The organism is Agrobacterium leguminum, from assembly GCF_005144435.2.
Classification (GTDB): domain Bacteria; phylum Pseudomonadota; class Alphaproteobacteria; order Rhizobiales; family Rhizobiaceae; genus Agrobacterium; species Agrobacterium leguminum.
The window spans coordinates 801243-818955 of record NZ_CP120211.1; the positions used below are offsets into that span (position 1 = coordinate 801243).

Annotated in this window: 17 protein-coding genes; 7 read left to right on the forward strand and 10 right to left on the reverse strand. The window is 59.6% G+C overall.

Going from position 1 to position 17713, the window contains the following annotated elements:
- Window positions 1-19: 19 nt before the first annotated feature.
- Together CFBP4996_RS03945 and CFBP4996_RS03950 are read left to right on the forward strand one after the other, a co-directional pair.
- Entirely contained in the window at window positions 20-469 is a 450-nt protein-coding gene (locus CFBP4996_RS03945) for a DNA polymerase III subunit chi (protein WP_003520745.1), read from the forward strand.
- 204 nt (window positions 470-673) lie between these two features.
- Window positions 674-1702 carry a sensor domain-containing diguanylate cyclase gene (locus CFBP4996_RS03950; RefSeq protein ID WP_080852327.1) on the forward strand — a complete coding sequence of 343 codons (1029 nt, stop codon included), beginning with the start codon at window positions 674-676 and terminating at the stop codon, window positions 1700-1702.
- A 31-nt stretch (window positions 1703-1733) separates the two neighbouring features.
- On the opposite strand, the gene CFBP4996_RS03955 is transcribed toward CFBP4996_RS03950, so the two are convergent.
- Complete coding sequence (locus tag CFBP4996_RS03955) at window positions 1734-2660, reverse strand: Gfo/Idh/MocA family protein (RefSeq protein ID WP_080852325.1); 927 nt, start codon at window positions 2658-2660, stop codon at window positions 1734-1736.
- Between the two features lie 309 nt (window positions 2661-2969).
- On the opposite strand from CFBP4996_RS03955, the gene CFBP4996_RS03960 reads away from it, so the two are divergent.
- Together CFBP4996_RS03960 and CFBP4996_RS03965 are read left to right on the forward strand one after the other, a co-directional pair.
- Window positions 2970-4184 carry a GGDEF domain-containing protein gene (locus CFBP4996_RS03960; protein WP_080852323.1) on the forward strand — a complete coding sequence of 405 codons (1215 nt, stop codon included), beginning with the start codon at window positions 2970-2972 and terminating at the stop codon, window positions 4182-4184.
- A 111-nt stretch (window positions 4185-4295) separates the two neighbouring features.
- A complete protein-coding gene (locus CFBP4996_RS03965; protein WP_080853193.1) occupies window positions 4296-6236 on the forward strand; it encodes an EAL domain-containing protein in 1941 nt (646 codons plus the stop codon).
- A 35-nt stretch (window positions 6237-6271) separates the two neighbouring features.
- Here CFBP4996_RS03965 and CFBP4996_RS03970 read toward each other — a convergent pair whose 3' ends face one another.
- A complete protein-coding gene (locus CFBP4996_RS03970; RefSeq protein WP_080852322.1) occupies window positions 6272-8155 on the reverse strand; it encodes an ABC-F family ATP-binding cassette domain-containing protein in 1884 nt (627 codons plus the stop codon).
- A gap of 69 nt (window positions 8156-8224) precedes the next feature.
- Window positions 8225-9271: a GGDEF domain-containing protein gene (locus CFBP4996_RS03975; protein WP_162935889.1), complete on the reverse strand. Its 1047-nt coding sequence runs from the start codon at window positions 9269-9271 to the stop codon at window positions 8225-8227.
- Between the two features lie 259 nt (window positions 9272-9530).
- Between CFBP4996_RS03975 and CFBP4996_RS03980 the strand changes: the two genes are divergently transcribed.
- Entirely contained in the window at window positions 9531-10226 is a 696-nt protein-coding gene (locus CFBP4996_RS03980; RefSeq protein WP_020813408.1) for a glutathione S-transferase family protein, read from the forward strand.
- A gap of 103 nt (window positions 10227-10329) precedes the next feature.
- Window positions 10330-10752 (forward strand): nucleoside-diphosphate kinase, encoded by a 423-nt coding sequence (gene ndk, locus CFBP4996_RS03985; RefSeq protein ID WP_003496769.1) that lies wholly within the window; start codon window positions 10330-10332, stop codon window positions 10750-10752.
- A gap of 299 nt (window positions 10753-11051) precedes the next feature.
- Here ndk and CFBP4996_RS03990 read toward each other — a convergent pair whose 3' ends face one another.
- A complete protein-coding gene (locus tag CFBP4996_RS03990; protein WP_020813409.1) occupies window positions 11052-11564 on the reverse strand; it encodes a hypothetical protein in 513 nt (170 codons plus the stop codon).
- Entirely contained in the window at window positions 11561-12121 is a 561-nt protein-coding gene (locus tag CFBP4996_RS03995) for a CGNR zinc finger domain-containing protein (RefSeq protein WP_170988560.1), read from the reverse strand. The genes CFBP4996_RS03990 and CFBP4996_RS03995 overlap by 4 nt, the downstream gene beginning before the upstream one ends.
- A gap of 52 nt (window positions 12122-12173) precedes the next feature.
- On the opposite strand from CFBP4996_RS03995, the gene CFBP4996_RS04000 reads away from it, so the two are divergent.
- A complete protein-coding gene (locus CFBP4996_RS04000) occupies window positions 12174-13070 on the forward strand; it encodes a branched-chain amino acid ABC transporter permease (RefSeq protein WP_080852320.1) in 897 nt (298 codons plus the stop codon).
- 111 nt (window positions 13071-13181) lie between these two features.
- On the opposite strand, the gene CFBP4996_RS04005 is transcribed toward CFBP4996_RS04000, so the two are convergent.
- From CFBP4996_RS04005 to CFBP4996_RS04025, 5 genes are all read right to left on the reverse strand, one after another.
- On the reverse strand, window positions 13182-13637 hold the full coding sequence (locus CFBP4996_RS04005) for a molybdenum cofactor biosynthesis protein MoaE (RefSeq protein WP_080852318.1): 456 nt from the start codon (window positions 13635-13637) through the stop codon (window positions 13182-13184).
- A gap of 4 nt (window positions 13638-13641) precedes the next feature.
- A complete protein-coding gene (gene moaD / locus CFBP4996_RS04010) occupies window positions 13642-13896 on the reverse strand; it encodes a molybdopterin converting factor subunit 1 (protein ID WP_065654069.1) in 255 nt (84 codons plus the stop codon).
- The gene (gene pgsA / locus CFBP4996_RS04015; RefSeq protein WP_059752461.1) at window positions 13896-14483 is read right to left on the reverse strand and encodes a CDP-diacylglycerol--glycerol-3-phosphate 3-phosphatidyltransferase; all 588 of its coding nucleotides are present in this window, start codon (window positions 14481-14483) and stop codon (window positions 13896-13898) included. Before pgsA ends, moaD begins: the two co-directional genes overlap by 1 nt.
- 103 nt (window positions 14484-14586) lie before the next feature.
- Window positions 14587-16638, reverse strand: a complete 2052-nt coding sequence (uvrC, locus tag CFBP4996_RS04020; RefSeq protein WP_162935888.1) for an excinuclease ABC subunit UvrC — start codon at window positions 16636-16638, stop codon at window positions 14587-14589.
- On the reverse strand, window positions 16635-17423 hold the full coding sequence (locus tag CFBP4996_RS04025; RefSeq protein ID WP_080852317.1) for an SDR family oxidoreductase: 789 nt from the start codon (window positions 17421-17423) through the stop codon (window positions 16635-16637). The genes uvrC and CFBP4996_RS04025 overlap by 4 nt, the downstream gene beginning before the upstream one ends.
- Window positions 17424-17713 lie beyond the last annotated feature (290 nt).

The window sequence follows — 17713 nt, forward strand, 5'->3', positions numbered from 1 at the left end:
CGGAGCGGCACGTCTGCGGATGACTGAAATTCTGTTTTACCATCTGACGGAATCGAAGCTGGAGGATGCGTTGCCGCCCTTGCTCGAGAAATCGCTGGAACGCGGCTGGAAAGTCGCGATCCAGACGGTGGGCGAGGAGCGCCGTGATTTCCTCGACACGCATCTGTGGACCTTTCGTGACGACAGTTTCCTGCCGCACGCCACCGATACTTCGCCCGCACCGCAAAACCAGCCGATTCTCCTGACGGCGTCCGACGAGAACGCCAACGCGGCAAGTGTCCGCTTTCTCGTCGATGGCGCCGAGCCGCCGGCGGTCGAGGCTTATGAGCGTATCGTGTTCATGTTCGACGGGTACGATGCCTACCAGCTCGAAATGGCGCGGAATCACTGGAAAAGGCTGAAAACGGAGGGGCATTCCCTGACCTATTGGCAGCAGTCGCCTGAAGGCCGCTGGCAGAAGAAGGCCTGATCGCACCGCCGATTGGGCATCCCCACGATTTGTTCCATACGCAAACAGACCGGCAAAAATTCGCACGTGGCGTCAATTGCCGGTTTTTGCATTATGCGCCCGAAGGAAACGTAGCGGAATGGCTTCCGCTTCGAGCGAGGCGGCTGGTTTGACCTGCTCTGCCTCGGGCGGCTTCCTGTAACGCAACAGCAGAAGGACATGAGTATGGGACAGGCGATATCGCGACCGGAGGGAGAAACCGAGCGTCTGGTCGCGGTGCGGTCGATCATGTCTTTCAAGAATGCCGAGATGCCGGAGCTGAAAGTGCTGTCGCAACTGGGGCAGGGGGTTTTTGGCGTGGCGCGCGCGGCGGTCAATATTGTCGACGAGGATTGGCTTCATATCGCCGAGCAGGCGGGAATGGAACTGTCGGAATGCCCGCGCGATCTGTCGATCTGCAACCGCGTCATCGCCAAGCAGGATGTGGTGGTGATTTCCGATCTGACCGAGCATCCGCATTTCCGCTTCATGTCCTATGTCAAAGGGGGGCCGGAGCTGCGTTCCTATGCGGGTGCGCCGATCGAACTTGAGCCCGGTCTTGTTGTTGGCGCCTTTTGTCTGGTCGATACGGTGCCGAGAAATTTTTCCCGCATCGAAATCGACAATCTCAGACATTTCGCGTTGCTGGCGGCTGCATTGCTACGGCTTCAGAAAGCCAATTTCACCATGAGTCTGGCCGAACGCGAATTGCGTGATGCGGCGATGACCGATCCGCTGACCGGTTTTTATAATCGCAAGGCGCTGGAGGCGATTGTCGACGGCCAGCTCGGCGCGGCCCTGCGTGCAAACGAGGCCTTCGGTGTCCTTTATCTTGATCTGGACGGTTTCAAGACCATCAACGACACGTTCGGCCATCCTGCCGGCGACCGCGTTCTGACCGCTGCCGCCGGACGTATCCGCAAGGCAATCCGCAAGGAGGACATCGTCGTGCGCATGGGCGGCGATGAATTCGCGATCTTTATACCACGGCCCGACGCTCCCGATGTCATGAACGGGCTGGCGGACCGGCTTCTGGCCGCTTTCCGGAACCCCTTTGACGTGGACGGGCAGGAGGTGGACGCCCGCCTCAGCATCGGCGGCGCGCTTGCTCCGCAGGCGGGTGCAGACCGGGCAACGCTGCTATGCAGCGTCGACGAAGCGCTGTATCAGGCCAAAAAATCAGGGCGCGACCGTTTCGTCAGCCGCGCCCTTTGAGGCATTGTCCTTCGGGAAGCGTTTCGGCTTCTCAGTCGTAGAAGGAATCCACGAATTTGTGACGGCCGAGCAGGAAGGCGTCGGCCACGTGGGTCAGCGGCGCAAGATCGACATCGGAGCGGCCTGCCTTGATGATTTCCGAGAAACGCGCGTAAAGGGCCGGATATTCCCGTTCCGGCTGGGAGAGTTTTTCTTCGCCGTTGATCGAGAGCTTTGCGCCGCCTTCCGAAAGCACCATCCGTCCCGCTGCCGTTTCGGCAACGATATCCCAGCTCTGCTTGCCGGTCTGGCGCCAGTCAAATTCGGCATGGACGGGCGTTTTCGTCACATCGGAAAAATGCAGGTCGGCGGCGATCGGGGCGTCGCGGTTTTCCGGGAATTCCAGCGTCGCCTTGGTCAGGAACAGGGCGCGCGGCAGGATATGGGTGATGATCGAAAGCGCGTTGATGCCGGGGTCGAACACGCCAAGACCGCCCGCCTGCCAGATCCAGGCCTGGTTCGGGTGCCAGTGGCGCACATCCTCTTTCCAGATGACATGCACACTGTCGATTTTGGTGGAAGCCAGGAACGCCTTCGCAGCCTCGACCGCCGGCGCATAACGCGAATGCCAGCTCGCAAACAGCGAAAGACCCTTCGAATCCGCCAGCCGGACGAGATCCTGCACTTCCGAAAGGGTGGCGCCCGGCGGCTTTTCGAGGAAGACGTGCTTGCCGGCATTCAGCGCCGCGTAGGCCGCCTCGTAACGATATTGCGGCGGCATGCACAGCGATACCGCATCGATATCGGGCACAGCCTCCAGCATGGCCTCGATGGTGCCATAGGAAGCGACGCCGTCCACGGTGCCGTGACGGCTTGCGGTGCAGATCAATTCAAAATCCGGATTGCCTGCAATGGCGGGAAGATGCTGGTCGCGAACGATTTTGCCGACGCCGACGATGGCAAGCTTGGTGGCTGACATGAAGTGGAACCCGTGTGAGTGCTGCATGGGATAAAGTGTGATTTTTACAAGTTTTTAGCAGAAACGACCGAAGGAGCAAGGTGATCGTTTCCACCGGGAACGTCTTTTTTCAAACTGTAACGTCATAACAAATTTTCGACATGTGTATTCTTTGATAGCGTAATATTTGATGGGTGCAAATATTTTACTGTGTTTTAGAGTGTTGTTTTCTCTGAGTGACGGTTTTAATTTTAATTTTTTTAGGTATATTCTGCGAATATCCATAATAATTTTAGATTTCGCTTGAGTAGATTTTTAAAGAACGGGTGCGTGGTGATTTTACTTGAAGATGACCGTTCGTCTGGCTTCGTTCGGAAAGTCAATGAAAGCAGCCGTCAATTCAATACATATGGATTGATTTTCGGCGCCATCCTCTACAATCTCTACGTGTTTGTGGACATGAATCTGGTGCCGGAGATCATCTGGCTTGATCTGACGGTCCGCCTGTTCGTCATCACGCCGCTTCTGTTTCTTTATTTTCCAGCCCGGTATTATGCGCTCAGGGCGCGCGCCGATGCCGTGGCGCATGAGGTTCTGCACGGGCTAGGCTGCATGTTGGTCGTGGCGTCGCTGATGTACATATATGCCAGTGCGAAGACCGCCTCGGCGAGCGAATATTATATGGGCATCGTCACCGTCGTCCTCTACATGAATACGATACACCGCAAGCCGTTTCCGCTTGCTGTCCTCGGAACGGTCGGCTGCATGGCGGTTTTCATCGGTGGTATGCAATATGTCGCCGTGACGAGCGAGGTGGCCAGAATACCGGCCATCATGTGCTCGGTCGGGATCAGCGCCGTCTCGCTGTTTGCGGCCTATCGCATCGAACAGGTGGAAAGGCGGGATTATCTCGCCTCGCTGCGTGAAAAGACGCTGCTGCAGAGGATCCAGAACGCAAATCACGAGCTTCAGCAGCTTTCCAATACCGACCAGCTCACCGGAATTCGCAACCGCCGCAGCTTTGACGAGGCGGCGACAGAGGCTTCGGGCGGCAGCGGCCGGCCCCGCGCGCTCATCCTTATCGATGTCGATTATTTCAAGAATTATAATGACTCGGAGGGCCATCTGGCTGGCGACGATTGCCTGCGCAGGATCGCCGGCAGGCTGCGCGGCGGCTTGCGGAAGGACGATGGCGACAGAAGTTTCGTCGCACGCTATGGTGGGGAGGAATTTGTGGTTCTGCTCGACAATTGCGTTGTTTCCGCCGCGCTCGCCATCGGCGAAAGGCTCAGATTGGCCGTGATCGACGAGGCCATACCCCATCTCAACCGTCCCGACGGGCGGGAAATCGTCACGGTCAGCCTCGGCATTGCCGTTTCCGGTGACGGCAGGGAAATCATATACGAGATGGTGAACCGGGCCGATATGGCGCTTTACGAGGCGAAGCGTCAGGGACGCGACCGGCTGGTGCTCGCCTCCGGGAATATGGCGACGATTATCGGACCAGCGGAGCTTTGCGGCGTCGAAGCTGCAATATCGGCTTAGGCCCTGAAGGTCGGGCGATGTGATATAAATTCTGTCCTGCACGAAGCAGGATTTATGAAGGCCATGTGCCGGAATGCCGGCGCCAGAACAAATAATAACCGGGGAATGCAGATGATGGAATTGATCGCCGCACAAGCGGCAGCATCGGCTGCCGAGCTTCCATTCCTGCTGCTTCAGGCGGCCGCCGTGGTTGGCATGGTGTCCGTACTGATCCTTCTGCGGCGAAACATTGCCCTCGAGGATCCTCGCTACAAAGTCTATTACGGCATCGTCTTCGGAGTGGCGGGCTTTCTGCTGACGCTGCTGGTTTCCGAGTTCATCAAGCTGCCCTCCAAGCCCTATATCCGCTCCGACCTGCTGTTTCTGGCCGGGGTACTGGGGTCCTGGCAGGGCGGGCTGATCAGCCTGTCGCTCGTGGCAGCGGGGCGTTTCGTGTTCGGCGGTCCCGTGCTGTTTTTTGCGGCCCTGCAGGACATGGTCGTCATTTCGGCCTGCGGCATCATCATGTACGGCTGGATGCGCAAGCGCCGCCTCGCCGATCTGGGAATTAGGGATATTCTCACCGTCTTCGCGGTCAGGTTCATTGCCGTGCTGCTCGCCGTCTCTGTCTCATTCGCCCTTGGTCTGGTCGACCAGTCGCTGTTTTTGAGTGCAATAGGTCGCCGCACGCTGGGCGCGGTCGCCGTCGGCCTGCCGATGATCTTCTGCCTGTTCATCCTTCTGCGCAGCGAGGCGCGGGCGCGGGAAGAGACGAGGCAACGCGAGGTGGCGGCGCGGACGGATTCATTGACCGGCCTGCCCAACCGGCGCGCCCTCAAGGACCATATTGAAGCGACGATGCGGCAGGAGCCGGCTGTTCCGCACGCCCTCATTCTGATCGAGATCATCAATATCGCCGATGTCGCCGCCTGCGAGGGCGAGGACTGGAGCGATCTTTTCTGGCCGAGGCTGGCGCGGGAAATCTGCGACCGCGAAGACGGCCTGCTGTGCAGGTCCAATACGCCCTGCAGCTTCATGTTCGGCGATACGACACTTGCGGTCGTCATGCGGGGGATTTCGCTGGAGAAGTCTGAAAGTGCGAAACTCATGATGCATCTGCATGACGGGTTGAGCGCATTTTGCCGCTCGGCGGAGGCGGGGCCGGTGCCGCATCTCAAAATCGGGGCGGCGAATCTGGACCGGCTTTCCCGGCAGAACGTAGCCTCCTTCCTCAGGCACCTCAGCCTCGCGCTCAAAGGAAGCGATCATCCGGTGCAGATTTTCCCCTTCTCCTTTGCCGAAAAAGCGACACGGGACGAGGCGGTGCGGCAGATGCTGGTCAACTGGATCAAATCCGGCACGCCGCCCATTTGTTATCAGCCGAAATTCGAAATGCGCAATCGCCGCATGATCGGCGCCGAAGCGCTGCTGCGCGCGGTCGATGCGCGGGGGCAGGCGCTTTCGCCTTATTATGTGCTGGAGATCGCCGAACGCCATCGGCTGCTGGTGGAATTCGAATGGTCGACGATCGAAGCCGTCGTGCGCGATCTTCGCGACCTGCACGGCCTCGAGGCGGATTTTCATCTGGCGGTGAATATTTCCGCTTCGTCCTTTGCGAGCGCGCATTTCGCAGACCGGGTCGTGGCGCTGCTGCACGAAATGGCGGTGCCGGCGCATCGCCTCTCGATCGAAGTGACGGAGATGAGCAGGATACCGACCACCGATGTTGTGCAGCAGAATTTCGATACGCTGATTGCCGCGGGCATCCGGCTGGCGCTCGATGATTTCGGCACCGGTTATGCCGCGCTCACTTTGCTGGCGCGGTTCCCGTTCGAAGAGGTCAAGATCGATCACTGGATGACATCGAGGCTCGACCAGTCGCGGTTCAGGGAGGCCATTGCGCTCGCCTTCGAGAGTGCGGAGCGTTACGGCGCAAAGCTGGTGACGGAAGGCATAGAAACCGAGGAGCAGAGCCGGCTCCTCATGCAGATGGGCATTCGCTTCGGGCAGGGTTATCTTTATTCCCCCGCCGTACCGCTCGACCGCCTGCAACCGCGCAGGGCATGCGCCTAGAGCATTTCCAGTTTAACCGAAAGCGCAGTTGCGCATCACCCCGCCATTGCTTCCTCATATTCGCTCGAAAGCAGCAGCCATTGCTCTTCCGCATCCGAAAGCTTCGCGGCGGCCTCGCCGCGCTCCTTCACTTTCTGTGCGGCCTTGGCGGGCGCTTTTTCGTATAGGACGGGATCCGCCAGCTCGGCGTCGAGCGACTGAATCGTTTTCTCAAGCTTTGCCGTCAGGGATTCGATTTCGTTGATCTTTTTCTTGAGCGGCGCGAGCTGGGCGCGCTTTTCCGCGCTTGCCTTGCGCTGATCGGCTTTGGAAGCCTGATCGGCCACAGCGTCGGTCTTGTCTTCCTTCTTTTTGCCGGAGGAAACGACGAGATCGCGATATTCCTCCATGTCGCCTTCGAAGGTCTTGACCGTGCCGTCAGCCACCAGCCACAGCCGGTCCACCGTCGCCTCGATGAGATGGCGGTCATGCGAGATGAGGATAACCGCGCCGCTGTAATCGTTCAGCGCCTCGATCAGCGCACGGCGGCTGTCGATATCGAGATGGTTGGTCGGTTCGTCGAGGATGAGCAGGTTCGGCGCGTGGAAGGCCGCAAGTCCCATCAGAAGCCGGGCCTTTTCGCCACCGGAAAGGTCCTTTGCCGCCGTCGCCATCTTTTCCGTCGCGAGACCCATCTGCGCCACGCGGGAGCGCACCTGCGCCTCCGGGGCCAGCGGCATCAGCTTGCGCACATGTTCGACCGGCGTTTCATCCGGCACGAGGTCATCGAGCTGATGCTGCGCGAAGAAACCGATCTTCAGGCCAGGGGCGACGCGAAGATCGCCCGCCTGCGGCGCAAGCCGGCCGGAAATGAATTTCGCGAAGGTGGATTTGCCGTTGCCGTTGGAGCCGAGCAGCGCAATGCGGTCGTCATTGTCGATCCTGAGATTGAGCTGCTTCAGAATGGATTTGCCCGGCTCGTAACCCACAGCCCCGCCATTGATGGCGACGATGGGGGAGGCGGGCTGCTTTTCCGGCTCCGGGAAGGTGATCGGCTGGACGTGATCCTCGATCACGGCGGCGACGGTGCCCATGCGCTCCAGCGCCTTGATGCGGCTCTGCGCCTGCCGCGCCTTGGTGGCCTTGGCGCGGAAACGGTCGATGAAGCTTTGCAGGTGTTTGCGCGCGGCGTCGTTCTTCGCCTTCGCCTTCATCTGCAATTCGTCGGCCTCGGCCTTCTGCCGCTCGAACTGGTCGTAACCGCCGCGATAGAAGGTCAGCTTCTTCTGGTCCAGATGCACGATGGAGTTGACGGCATTGTTGAGAAGATCGCGGTCGTGGCTGATGATGATGACGGTATGCGGATAACGCCGGATATAATCCTCCAGCCAGAGCGTGCCTTCGAGGTCGAGATAGTTGGTCGGCTCATCGAGCAGTAGCAGGTCGGGCTCTGCAAACAGCACGGAGGCGAGCGCCACGCGCATGCGCCAGCCGCCGGAGAAGGAGGAGGCCGGGCGAAGCTGCGCCTCATGATCGAAACCGAGGCCGGCAAGAATGCTGGAGGCGCGCGCTTCCGCCGAATGGGCGTCGATATCGACAAGCCGCATCTGGATTTCGGCGATACGGTGCGGATCGGTTGCGGTTTCCGCCTCGGCCAAAAGCGCGCTGCGCTCCTTGTCGGCCGAAAGCACGATGGAAATCAGCGATTCTTCCGTGCCTGGGGCTTCCTGCGCCACCTGGCCGATGCGGGCCTGTTTCGGGATTGTCACCGAACCGCTTTCCGCCGAGAAATCGCCGGTGATGACCCGGAACAGGGTGGATTTGCCGGCGCCGTTGCGGCCAACAAGGCCCGCCTTCACACCGGCGGGAAGCGTCACGCTGGCATGGTCGAGAAGCAGACGCCCGGCGATACGAGCGGAAAGATCGGTAATCGTAATCATGGCGCCGTTTTGGCCGAACTGTCTGGCCAAGGCAAGAGCGCCCGCGCCACATCGGGCGAGATTAAACTGTCAATCGCCGAGCTGCGCCAGATAGCTGCTGCGGCTATGCTGCGCCACCTCCCGCGAATAACCGACGACGCAGTTGCGCGTGCCGCAGCGGGCCGAAAGCAGAGCGAGTTCGGCATGGCTGAAAAATTCAGCGGGCGTTGCGGTTCCATCCACCGCGGCGACGCCGATTGAAACGGTCAGATGTTCGCCGTCTCCTTCCTGCGTCACGAAACGCAGCGCCTCCACGCTTTGCCGCAACCGCTCGGCAATGGCCTCGGCCGTGTTCTGCGGCACGCCGGCAAACAGGAAGGCGAATTCATCGCCACCGATACGGGCGACGAAATCGTCCTTCTTGATGGTCTTGCGAAACAGGGCGGCAAGCCTTCTGAGCGCTTTGTTGCCGGCGGCGGAGCCGTATTTGCCGTTGATTTCCCGGAAATGGTCGATATCCAGCAGCGCGAGCGTGGTGGCGGAGGCGGCCCGGTCCTTTGAAAACAGGCCGCCGAGCTTTTCAAGAAAGGCAGCCCGGTTGGGAAGCGCGGTTAGCGCATCGCGCAGCGAGGCGGCCTGAAGCTCCCCGCGATTTCTTTCAACCTCGCGGATTTTCACCAGCCCCATGGCGATGAAATGCCGAAGGCTCGTCTGTTCTTCGTGGATATCGCCCAGCAAATCGACGAAGCGCTCCGTTGCGGGCGGCTCGCCATCCTCATCCTGCTCAAGGCTGGCCAGGAAAGTTTCGGTGCGCTGAAGGCTTGCATCCAGCCGCGCGGAAATCTGCGTCAGTGTATCGAAGGCCTCGCTTGCCATCTGTTCGGCTTCGATGCGCGAAAAGCCGGGCAGATTGTGCCGCTGGCCGATGAGGTCGATTTCATGCTGCTGCGGCGCATTGCCGAGCGCGAGAATGTCACGGCCCATGGCCGGATTGTGTCCGGACAATATTTCATAGATCAATTCATAATTGCGTGGCAAAGGTGCAATGTTCATCTTGGCGATGAACTGCGTGATCTTGGTAACGACAAGAGCGCTTCTTGCCTGTTCGCGTTTTTTATCGCCCGCCGATATCGTCACTGACAGCCCCAATAGCAATGGAATATTATGAATGGACCGGCGATAACCGATTGTTGAACGGCGTTATTCTTACAAGCGACGGTTTAAAATAGAATAAATCCACGAAGAATTTTGCCGTCACGAAGCATAAATTCCGCGTTGCGGAAGGCGGGTGTGCCCCCAAGCGTTCCTTGATCGATAATATGACAAATCCTGATTTGATTTCGGGCGGCGACCGTTTTTATATCGCTCCATCGATGTTGCAGAAGAGGGGCAGCCCATGACGACTTCCAGAACGCTTTATTCGCTATGCGGAAGCGATACTTCCCGGCCATTTTCTCCCCATTGCTGGAAAACCGTGCTTTCGCTGGCGCATAAGGGGCTGGATTTCGAGGAGCGGCCTTTACCCTTCACGGTGATCCCGACGGTGGAGGACGGGTTTTCGAAGACCGTGCCGATCCTGCGCGACGGTGACGAGCTGGTGAGCGACAGTTTCGAAATCGCGCTTTATCTGGACGAGGCTTACCCGGAGCGCCCGTCGCTGTTCAACGGCGAGGGCGGCAAGGCAATGGCCCGTTTCGTCGAAAGCTGGTCGCAGACGGTGCTTCACCCGGCCATCGTGCGCATTGCCGTGCTCGATATCCACAATATGCTGGATGAGCCGGATCGCCGTTATTTCCGCGATAGCCGCACGAAAGCGCTCGGCCGCCCGCTCGAGGATGTGGTGGCGAACCGCGAGGCGGAAATCGCAGCCTTTCCGGCATTGCTTGCGCCGATCCGGCGTATGCTGAGCTTCCAGCCTTTCATCGGCGGCACATCGCCGCTTTTTGCGGATTACATCGTGTTCGGCGCGCTGCAATGGGCGCGGATCACCACCGGGGCGGATTTGTTCGCCGATAACGACCCCGTGCGGGACTGGTTCGAAGGCTGCCTCGATCTCTACGATGCGAGAGGCCGCAGTGTGACAGCGGCGTGAAATGTCTGGCATCATCGTCGCAATCTCGTCGATCCCCCTTGTTTTCGGGCCTTTGGGCGGGTAAAGACCGCCCACTTTCTCTGAAGGAAAAGGAAACGGACATATGGCGATTGAACGCACATTTTCGATGATCAAGCCGGACGCAACCAAGCGTAACCTGACGGGCGCGATCACCAAGGTATTTGAAGACAACGGCCTGCGCGTCGTCGCCTCCAAGCGCGTCTGGATGAGCAAGCGCGAAGCCGAAGGCTTCTACGCCGTTCACAAAGAGCGTCCCTTCTTCGGCGAACTCGTTGAAGGCATGACTTCCGGCCCGACCATCGTTCAGGTTCTGGAAGGCGAAAACGCCATCCTCAAGAACCGCGAAATCATGGGCGCCACCAACCCGGCCCAGGCCGCTGAAGGCACCATCCGCAAGACCTTCGCGCTCTCCATCGGCGAAAACTCCGTTCACGGCTCCGACGCCCCGGAAACCGCCGCACAGGAAATCGCCTACTGGTTCGCCGAAACCGAAATCGTCGGCTGATTCAAAATCTCAACGGCTTGAATCGCTGTTGCAGGCGATTGCATGAAGCTGCTGAAAAGACTCGAAGAAACGGAGCCGAAAGGCTCCGTTTTTTTTTGTTTTGATAGGTGGTAAAGGGCTGGGCCGCAGCCGCAGTCATTCCACCTTCCTCATTCCTGTGCTTGTCACAGGAATCCAGCCGGCGCGCGTCTGCGCGGCGAGAGAAGTCCTTTCAGCCCAAGGACTTGGGCTGACTGGATTCCTGTGACGAGCACAGGAATGAGGGAGGGGACGTCTTCACGTCATTCATTCCGTCGTGCCTATGACGCCGGACACCCCTGAGCCGGCCGCATATCCGTCGTACCATCCGGTTTGAACACCTCCGGATTGGGCGTATAAAGCGGGCCGACCACCAGCGGCTTGGCGGGAAGAAGCGACTGGTCGGTGTCGGAGCGGATCGTGGTTTCGATGGTCTGGAGAATGTCGCCTTCCGGCCCCTTGATGCGGATGGTGACCTTATAGGGCCGGTCCTGCTTCACGCATTCCACCGGTGGGCTCTGAACCGTGATCTTTTCGTCCTTCGGGAAAATCTTCTCGCGGCTGGTGAGGTCTGGACCGCCGCGCGGGTTTTCGAACGTCGCTTCCACGGTGCTGCCATCGCGAACGGGCGCGATGCGCTGAAGCGTCACCAGATAGGTGGCGATGGCGACGCGGTAGTTGAAAACGAACATCCGGCCGGAAACCTTCGCCACTTCGCGCGGTTCGTCCCGCTGGCAGCCTGAAAGAGCGAGCATTCCCGCAATCGCCAGCAAGGGAAGGGCAATTCTTCTCATGATCGCACGTCCTTCTTCCGGTGATAGTGCCGGCTGGCTTTCTGCCGGTTGCCGCACACCGCCATATCGCACCAGATACGGCTTCTGTTCTTGCTGCGGTCGATGAAAAGCCAGCCGCAATTGCCGCAGATCCGCAGCCGCTCCCGTGTCTCACCGGCAAGCAGCGAGAGGGCGGAATGGGCGGTGGCGTTGCCGAGGCTTTCGGCAAGCGGAAACGTCCGCAGCGCCGTGCCGCAGGCGAAGAGAAGCCCGGCCAGCCTGCCGTCGCCATCGCCGCCGCCGGTAATGGCGGCGCGGAAATAATCGTCGACAGCCTCGCGAAGATCGAGAAAAACCGCCTGCTTTTCCGCCTCGGGCGCGATGAGCGTGGGAAACCTGTCACGTTCCGCACCGAGCCTTGTGGCCGCTTCGGCAAAGGCTGCGATCTGCGCCGGCACGGCAAAACGGTCGACTGATTTTGCCGCATCCGAGCGCAGGATCACGCTGTTGGCGACATCCAGCGCCAATGCGCCGCCTGCGAAACGATGTTCTGTCCAGCGAAAGGTCATGCTGCGCATTATAACTGTCAAAATGAGTTTTAACAGTTATAATCATGGCGGGAGGACGCGCTTGGCCTATTTCCTGCAACAATTGCTGAATGCCGTGCCGGTCGCCTCGCTCTATGCGGTTCTGGCCTTTGGTTATGCCATCGCCTTTTCGGTCACCAAACGCGCCGATGTCACCTATGGCGCCATATTCGCCTTTGCCGGCCAGACCTGCCTGTTATTTGCCGATTTCGGCTGGAACCGGCTGTGGCTGGTTTTGCCGGCAACATTGGCGCTCGGGGCAGGGGCGGGCCTGTTGGGCGGGCTGTGGGCGGCGGGTTTTGTCGGCAGGGCGGTGATGCGGCCGCTGGCGAAAGCCTCCCCCAATGCCGTGACCGTCGCCTCCGTCGGCGTGCTGATCGCGCTGACCGAAAGCGCGAGGCTGGCCGCCGACACAAGGCAATTATGGCTGCCGCCGCTTCTGTCTCAGCCGGTGCGCTTCTGGGCCGATGGTGGCTTTGCCGTGACCCTGACGCCGATGCAGATGCTGAACACGGCGGCCTTCTGCCTGCTCATTCTCGCAGGCTCGCTTTATCTTGGCCGTTCCGCTTTCGGCAGGCGCTGGAAGGCGGTCTCGGACGATGCTTTCGCCGCCGCTTTATGCGGGGTGAATGCGGGTCGGATATTTCTCGTCTCCTATTGTGCGGCGGGCCTCGTGGCCGCCATCGCCGGCGTGCTGGCCACTTTTTATTACGGCACCATGGATTTCGGCGCCGGTCTGGTCTTTGGGCTGAAGGTGGTGCTGATTTCGGCGGCGGGCGGTTATGCCAGTCCGCTGATCTGCGGCCTTGGGGCCGCCGCCGTCGGCTTTGCGGAAACTTTCTGGGTCGGTTACGGACCGGCCGCCTGGCGCGATGCGGTGGTTCTGGCGATGCTGGTCGGCTGGCTGATTGTCATGCGCAGCAGGGTGGAAGCACCCTGAGTCTGGCCCCTAGAGCGCTTTCGCGTTTCTTCTAATCGCGAAAGCGCTCTAACTCTTTGTTTCGTCGCATTTCCGGACGGAAAACCGGGCTCCACTTTTCCTGGAAATGCTCTATCGCCACTTGTCCTTGGCCGTGTCGTCGGTTGTCTTTGCCGCAACCCAGTCGCCCGCCGAGCCATCCTTGCCATGTTCCTTTTTCCAGAACGGGGCGGATGTCTTGAGATAATCCATCACGAAATTGGCGCCATCAAAGGCGGCCTGTCGATGCGATGAAGCTGCGATGACGAGGACGATATTTTCGCCGGTGGCGATCTTGCCGTGGCGGTGGATGGCGGTGAGGCCGAGAAGGCCGAAACGCTCCATGGCAAGTTTGGCAATGCGGGTTATTTCCGCCTCCGCCATGCCGGGATAGTGTTCAAGCTCCAGCGCCGCAAGCGTGCCGCCATCATCCCGGCAGAGCCCGGTGAAGGCCACGACCGCGCCGATGCTCCTGTCAGCTTCCGTCAGCCGGCGGGTTTCTTCCGCAGCGTCGAAATCCTCTGCCTGCACGCGGACCGTTGGCTGCATCCGCTCATCCCCCCGTCATCGGCGGGAAGATGCCGATCTCGCGCGCGCCGACGATGCTTTCATCATGCTCGACATGTTCCTGATTGACGGCGACGCGGATCACGTTGGGGAATTCGAAGGCGGCTTCGTAATTCTCGCCGCGTGTCGCAAGCCAGGCGATCAGCTCACCGGCGGTGGTGACGGAGGAGGGGATGTCCAGCTCTTCTTCATCCGTGCCGATCTTCTCGCGAACCCAGGCGAAATAAACGATCCGTGTCATCAGTCTTCGTCCACGATGTGCTTCAGGCCGGCCTTGAAGTAATCATAGCCGGTATACATGGTCAGCGCCGCCGCGATCCACAGCAGGGTAATGCCCATTTCGGTCGTGTAGGGCAGAACCTTGTCGCCCGCAGGACCCGCGAGCAGGAAGGCGATGGCGACCATCTGGATTGTGGTCTTCCATTTGGCGATGCGGGTGACGGGAACGCTAACCTTCAGCGCCGCGAGATATTCGCGCAGGCCCGAGACCAGAATTTCGCGGCAGAGAATGGTGATGGCCGCCCAGAGCGACCAGCCGGCAATGGTGCCATCCGCCGCCATCAAAAGCAGGACGGAGGCGACCAGCAGTTTGTCGGCGATCGGGTCCAGCATACGGCCGATATTCGACGTCTGGTTCCAGATGCGTGCGAGATAACCATCGAGGAAATCGGTCAGCGAGGCGATGATGAACAGCCACAATGCCGTCCAGCGCGCGAAATCCGAGCTTTCCAGTTTCCCTTCGATGAAAAAGCACAAAACGATGACAGGAACCGCGAGGATGCGGCCATAGGTGAGTAGGTTGGGAATGCTGTATGCGCGCGAAGCCATGGGAAACCTGTCAGTCTAAGATTAGCTGCCTTGATGCCGCCGCCAGGGCATAGCGTCAACATGTGATTATGTTTTTTTAGCAGTTCGCCACGACGGCGCGGCATCAATCGCTACCGCTCTCGTGGAAGTGATTGTAGATTTGCCGCGCAACCGTCTCCGAAATGCCGCTGACAGCCATCAGATCGTTAAGGCCGGCGCGGGAAACCGCCTTGGCCGTGCCGAAATGCTGCAGCAGGGAGCGCTTGCGGCCCGGACCGATTCCCGAGATTTCGTCGAGCGGATTGCGCACCATTTCCTTCTTGCGACGCGCCCGGTGCGAGCCGATGGCGAAGCGGTGCGCCTCGTCGCGCATACGCTGAATGAAATAGAGCACGGGATCGCGCGGCGGCAGCGAAAAATCGCTGCGCCCATCCGCAAAGAAGCGTTCGCGGCCCGCCTCGCGGTCCACGCCCTTGGCGACGCCGATGGCGGTCACACAGTCGCGAATGCCGAGTTCGTCGAGAATGGCCCGTACCGCCGTCATCTGGCCCTGGCCGCCATCGATCAGGATCACATCGGGCCAGGCGGGGAAGGGCATATCGGCGGCTTCCTCCGGCGTCGGCGTCTGCGTCTGCCCACGGTCGGGCTTTCCCTCTTCCTTCAACAGACGCGAGAAGCGACGGGTCATCACCTCGCGCATCATGCCGAAGTCGTCACCGGGGGTGATGTCGGTCGATTTGATGTTGAACTTGCGGTACTGGTTCTTCACGAAACCTTCCGGCCCCGCCACCACCATGCCGCCCACGGCATTGGTGCCCATGATATGGGAGTTATCGTAAATCTCGATCCGGCGCGGCACATAGGAAAGACCGAAGGTTTCCGCAAAACCTTTCAGCAGCCGCGCCTGAGACGAGGTTTCCGCCAGCTTGCGGCCATGCGCCTCGCGGGCATTGGCAAGCACATGGTCGGTGATGTCCTTCTTCTCGCCGCGCTGCGGCACGCTGATTGTCACCTTGTGCCCGGCCTTTTCGCCGAGTGCTGCGGCCAGCAGCTCCTGCTCCTCCACCGTTTCGGAAAGCAGTATTTGCTTCGGCACCGGCTTGTCGTCGTAAAACTGCGCCAGGAATGCATTGAGGATTTCCGAACCGGGCAGGGAAGGGTCGGCCTTCGGGAAATAGGCGCGGTTGCCCCAGTTTTGCCCGGTGCGGAAAAAGAACACCTGAATGCAGGAGATGCCGCCTTCATGGTGGATGGCGAAGACATCCGCTTCCTCAATGCCGGCTGGGTTAATGCCCTGATGGCTCTGGACATGCGAAAGCGCGGCCAGCCGGTCGCGATAGACGGCGGCGCGCTCGAAATCGAGGTCCTCGGCCGCCTCGTTCATCTGCCGCGCAATCGCGGTCTTGACGCTCTGGCTCTTGCCGGACAGGAAATCCTTGGCTTCCTTGACGAGTTCTTCATACCCCTGATCGCTGATCTCATGCGTGCAGGGGCCGGAACAGCGCTTGATCTGGTAAAGTAGACAGGGACGCGTGCGGGTTTCGAACACGCTGTCGGTGCAGGTGCGGATCAAAAAGGCGCGTTGCAGCGAATTGATCGTGCGGCCGACTGCGCCGGCCGACGCAAAGGGGCCGAAATAATCGCCCTTGCGCGCCCGCGCCCCACGATGTTTGAAAATCGCCGGCGCGCGGTTGTCTGCGGTAATGAGAATATAGGGAAAAGACTTGTCGTCGCGCAAAAGCACATTAAAGCGCGGCCGCAAGCGCTTGATGAGATTCGCTTCCAGAAGAAGCGCTTCGGTCTCTGTGCGGGTGGTGACGAATTCCATATGGGCGGTCAGCCGCACCATCTGGGCAATGCGGTTGGAATGCACGCGGCCCTGCGCGTAATTGCCGACACGCTTCTTCAGCGAGCGCGCCTTGCCGACATAAAGAACGTCGTTCGCCTCGTTGAACATGCGATAGACGCCCGGCGCATTCGGCAGGTGTTTGACGAATTCGCCGATCAGATCCATGCCCTTCAGGCCGGATTCGTTCTTCCAGCCCGCATTCCAGTCCATGCCGGCAACGTCGCTCGATACCTCGGCCGCATCGGTCGCGGCAAGGTTTGCATCGTCGTCTTCGTCGTCGGTTTCATCGAAGAGAATACCGCCATCAGGCAGCTTCTTTCCGTTCATTCATTTATCTCCGCCACGTCAGGGGTTTCCCAGCCAAGATGCTGGCCGCCGTCGAGCGCGATCATTTGTCCGGTGACCGACGGCGTGTCGAAAAGAAAGCGAATCGTCCGCCCGAACTCGTCCGGTGCGGGACCACGCTTTAATATAAGGCCGTCGATCTGCGCCTGAAAGTCCTCGGGCGCCTGTCTTTCGCTTTTGAAGGTGGGACCCGGCCCGATGGCGTTGACCCGCACACGCGGCGCAAAGCTCTGCGCCATCGTCCGCGTGGCCGTCCAGAGTGCCGATTTCGAAAGCGTATAGGAATAAAACCGTGGCGTGAGCGCAAGCACACGCTGGTCGATGATATTGACGATCAGCCCGGATTTATCCGCGGGCAGCTGCTCGACAAAGGCGGCGGCGATGAGGGAGGGCGCCCGCACATGCACGGCGAAATGTGTGTCGAAGATCACCGGATCGGGCTTGTCCGCCGAGTCGTCGAGAAAAACCGACGCATTGTTGATAACGACGCCGATAGGCCCCAGCACTGACGCAGCCTGTTCGACGAGCCCCGAAGCAGGCCCGGATTGTGTCAGATCCGCCTGAACGGCAACGGCCTTGCCACCTTTCTGCCTTATTTCGTTAGCGAATTCCTCGGCGCTGGCCATGGATGCATTGGCATGGACGGCGATGGCGAAGCCATGGGCGGCCAGATCGGTGGCGATTGCCCGCCCGAGCCGGCGGGCGGCTCCCGTTATCAAGACTGTCTTTTGTATATTTTCTTTCACGGCTGACCTGCATTTGCTCATATCCGTCCTATTTGCTGGATATAAATGCAAATCGCAAGCTGTCCATCGGCCCCAAAAGAATTGGGCGATTTTTTATTCGCAATGCAATTTCGGTTTAATTTGAATATAACTAAGTTTAAAGACGATCTATTGCTGGTTAGGCTTCTGTTAGGGTTAATAAACCCCTTGTGGCAATTAGGCAACGTCTAATTCTAGTCACGTCGCTGCCCCAAACAATTCACATTTTGGCTCTTTGATCTCCGCATTCTCCTATCAAATTCAGTTTCCAGAGGGGCGATTAACCCGACGAG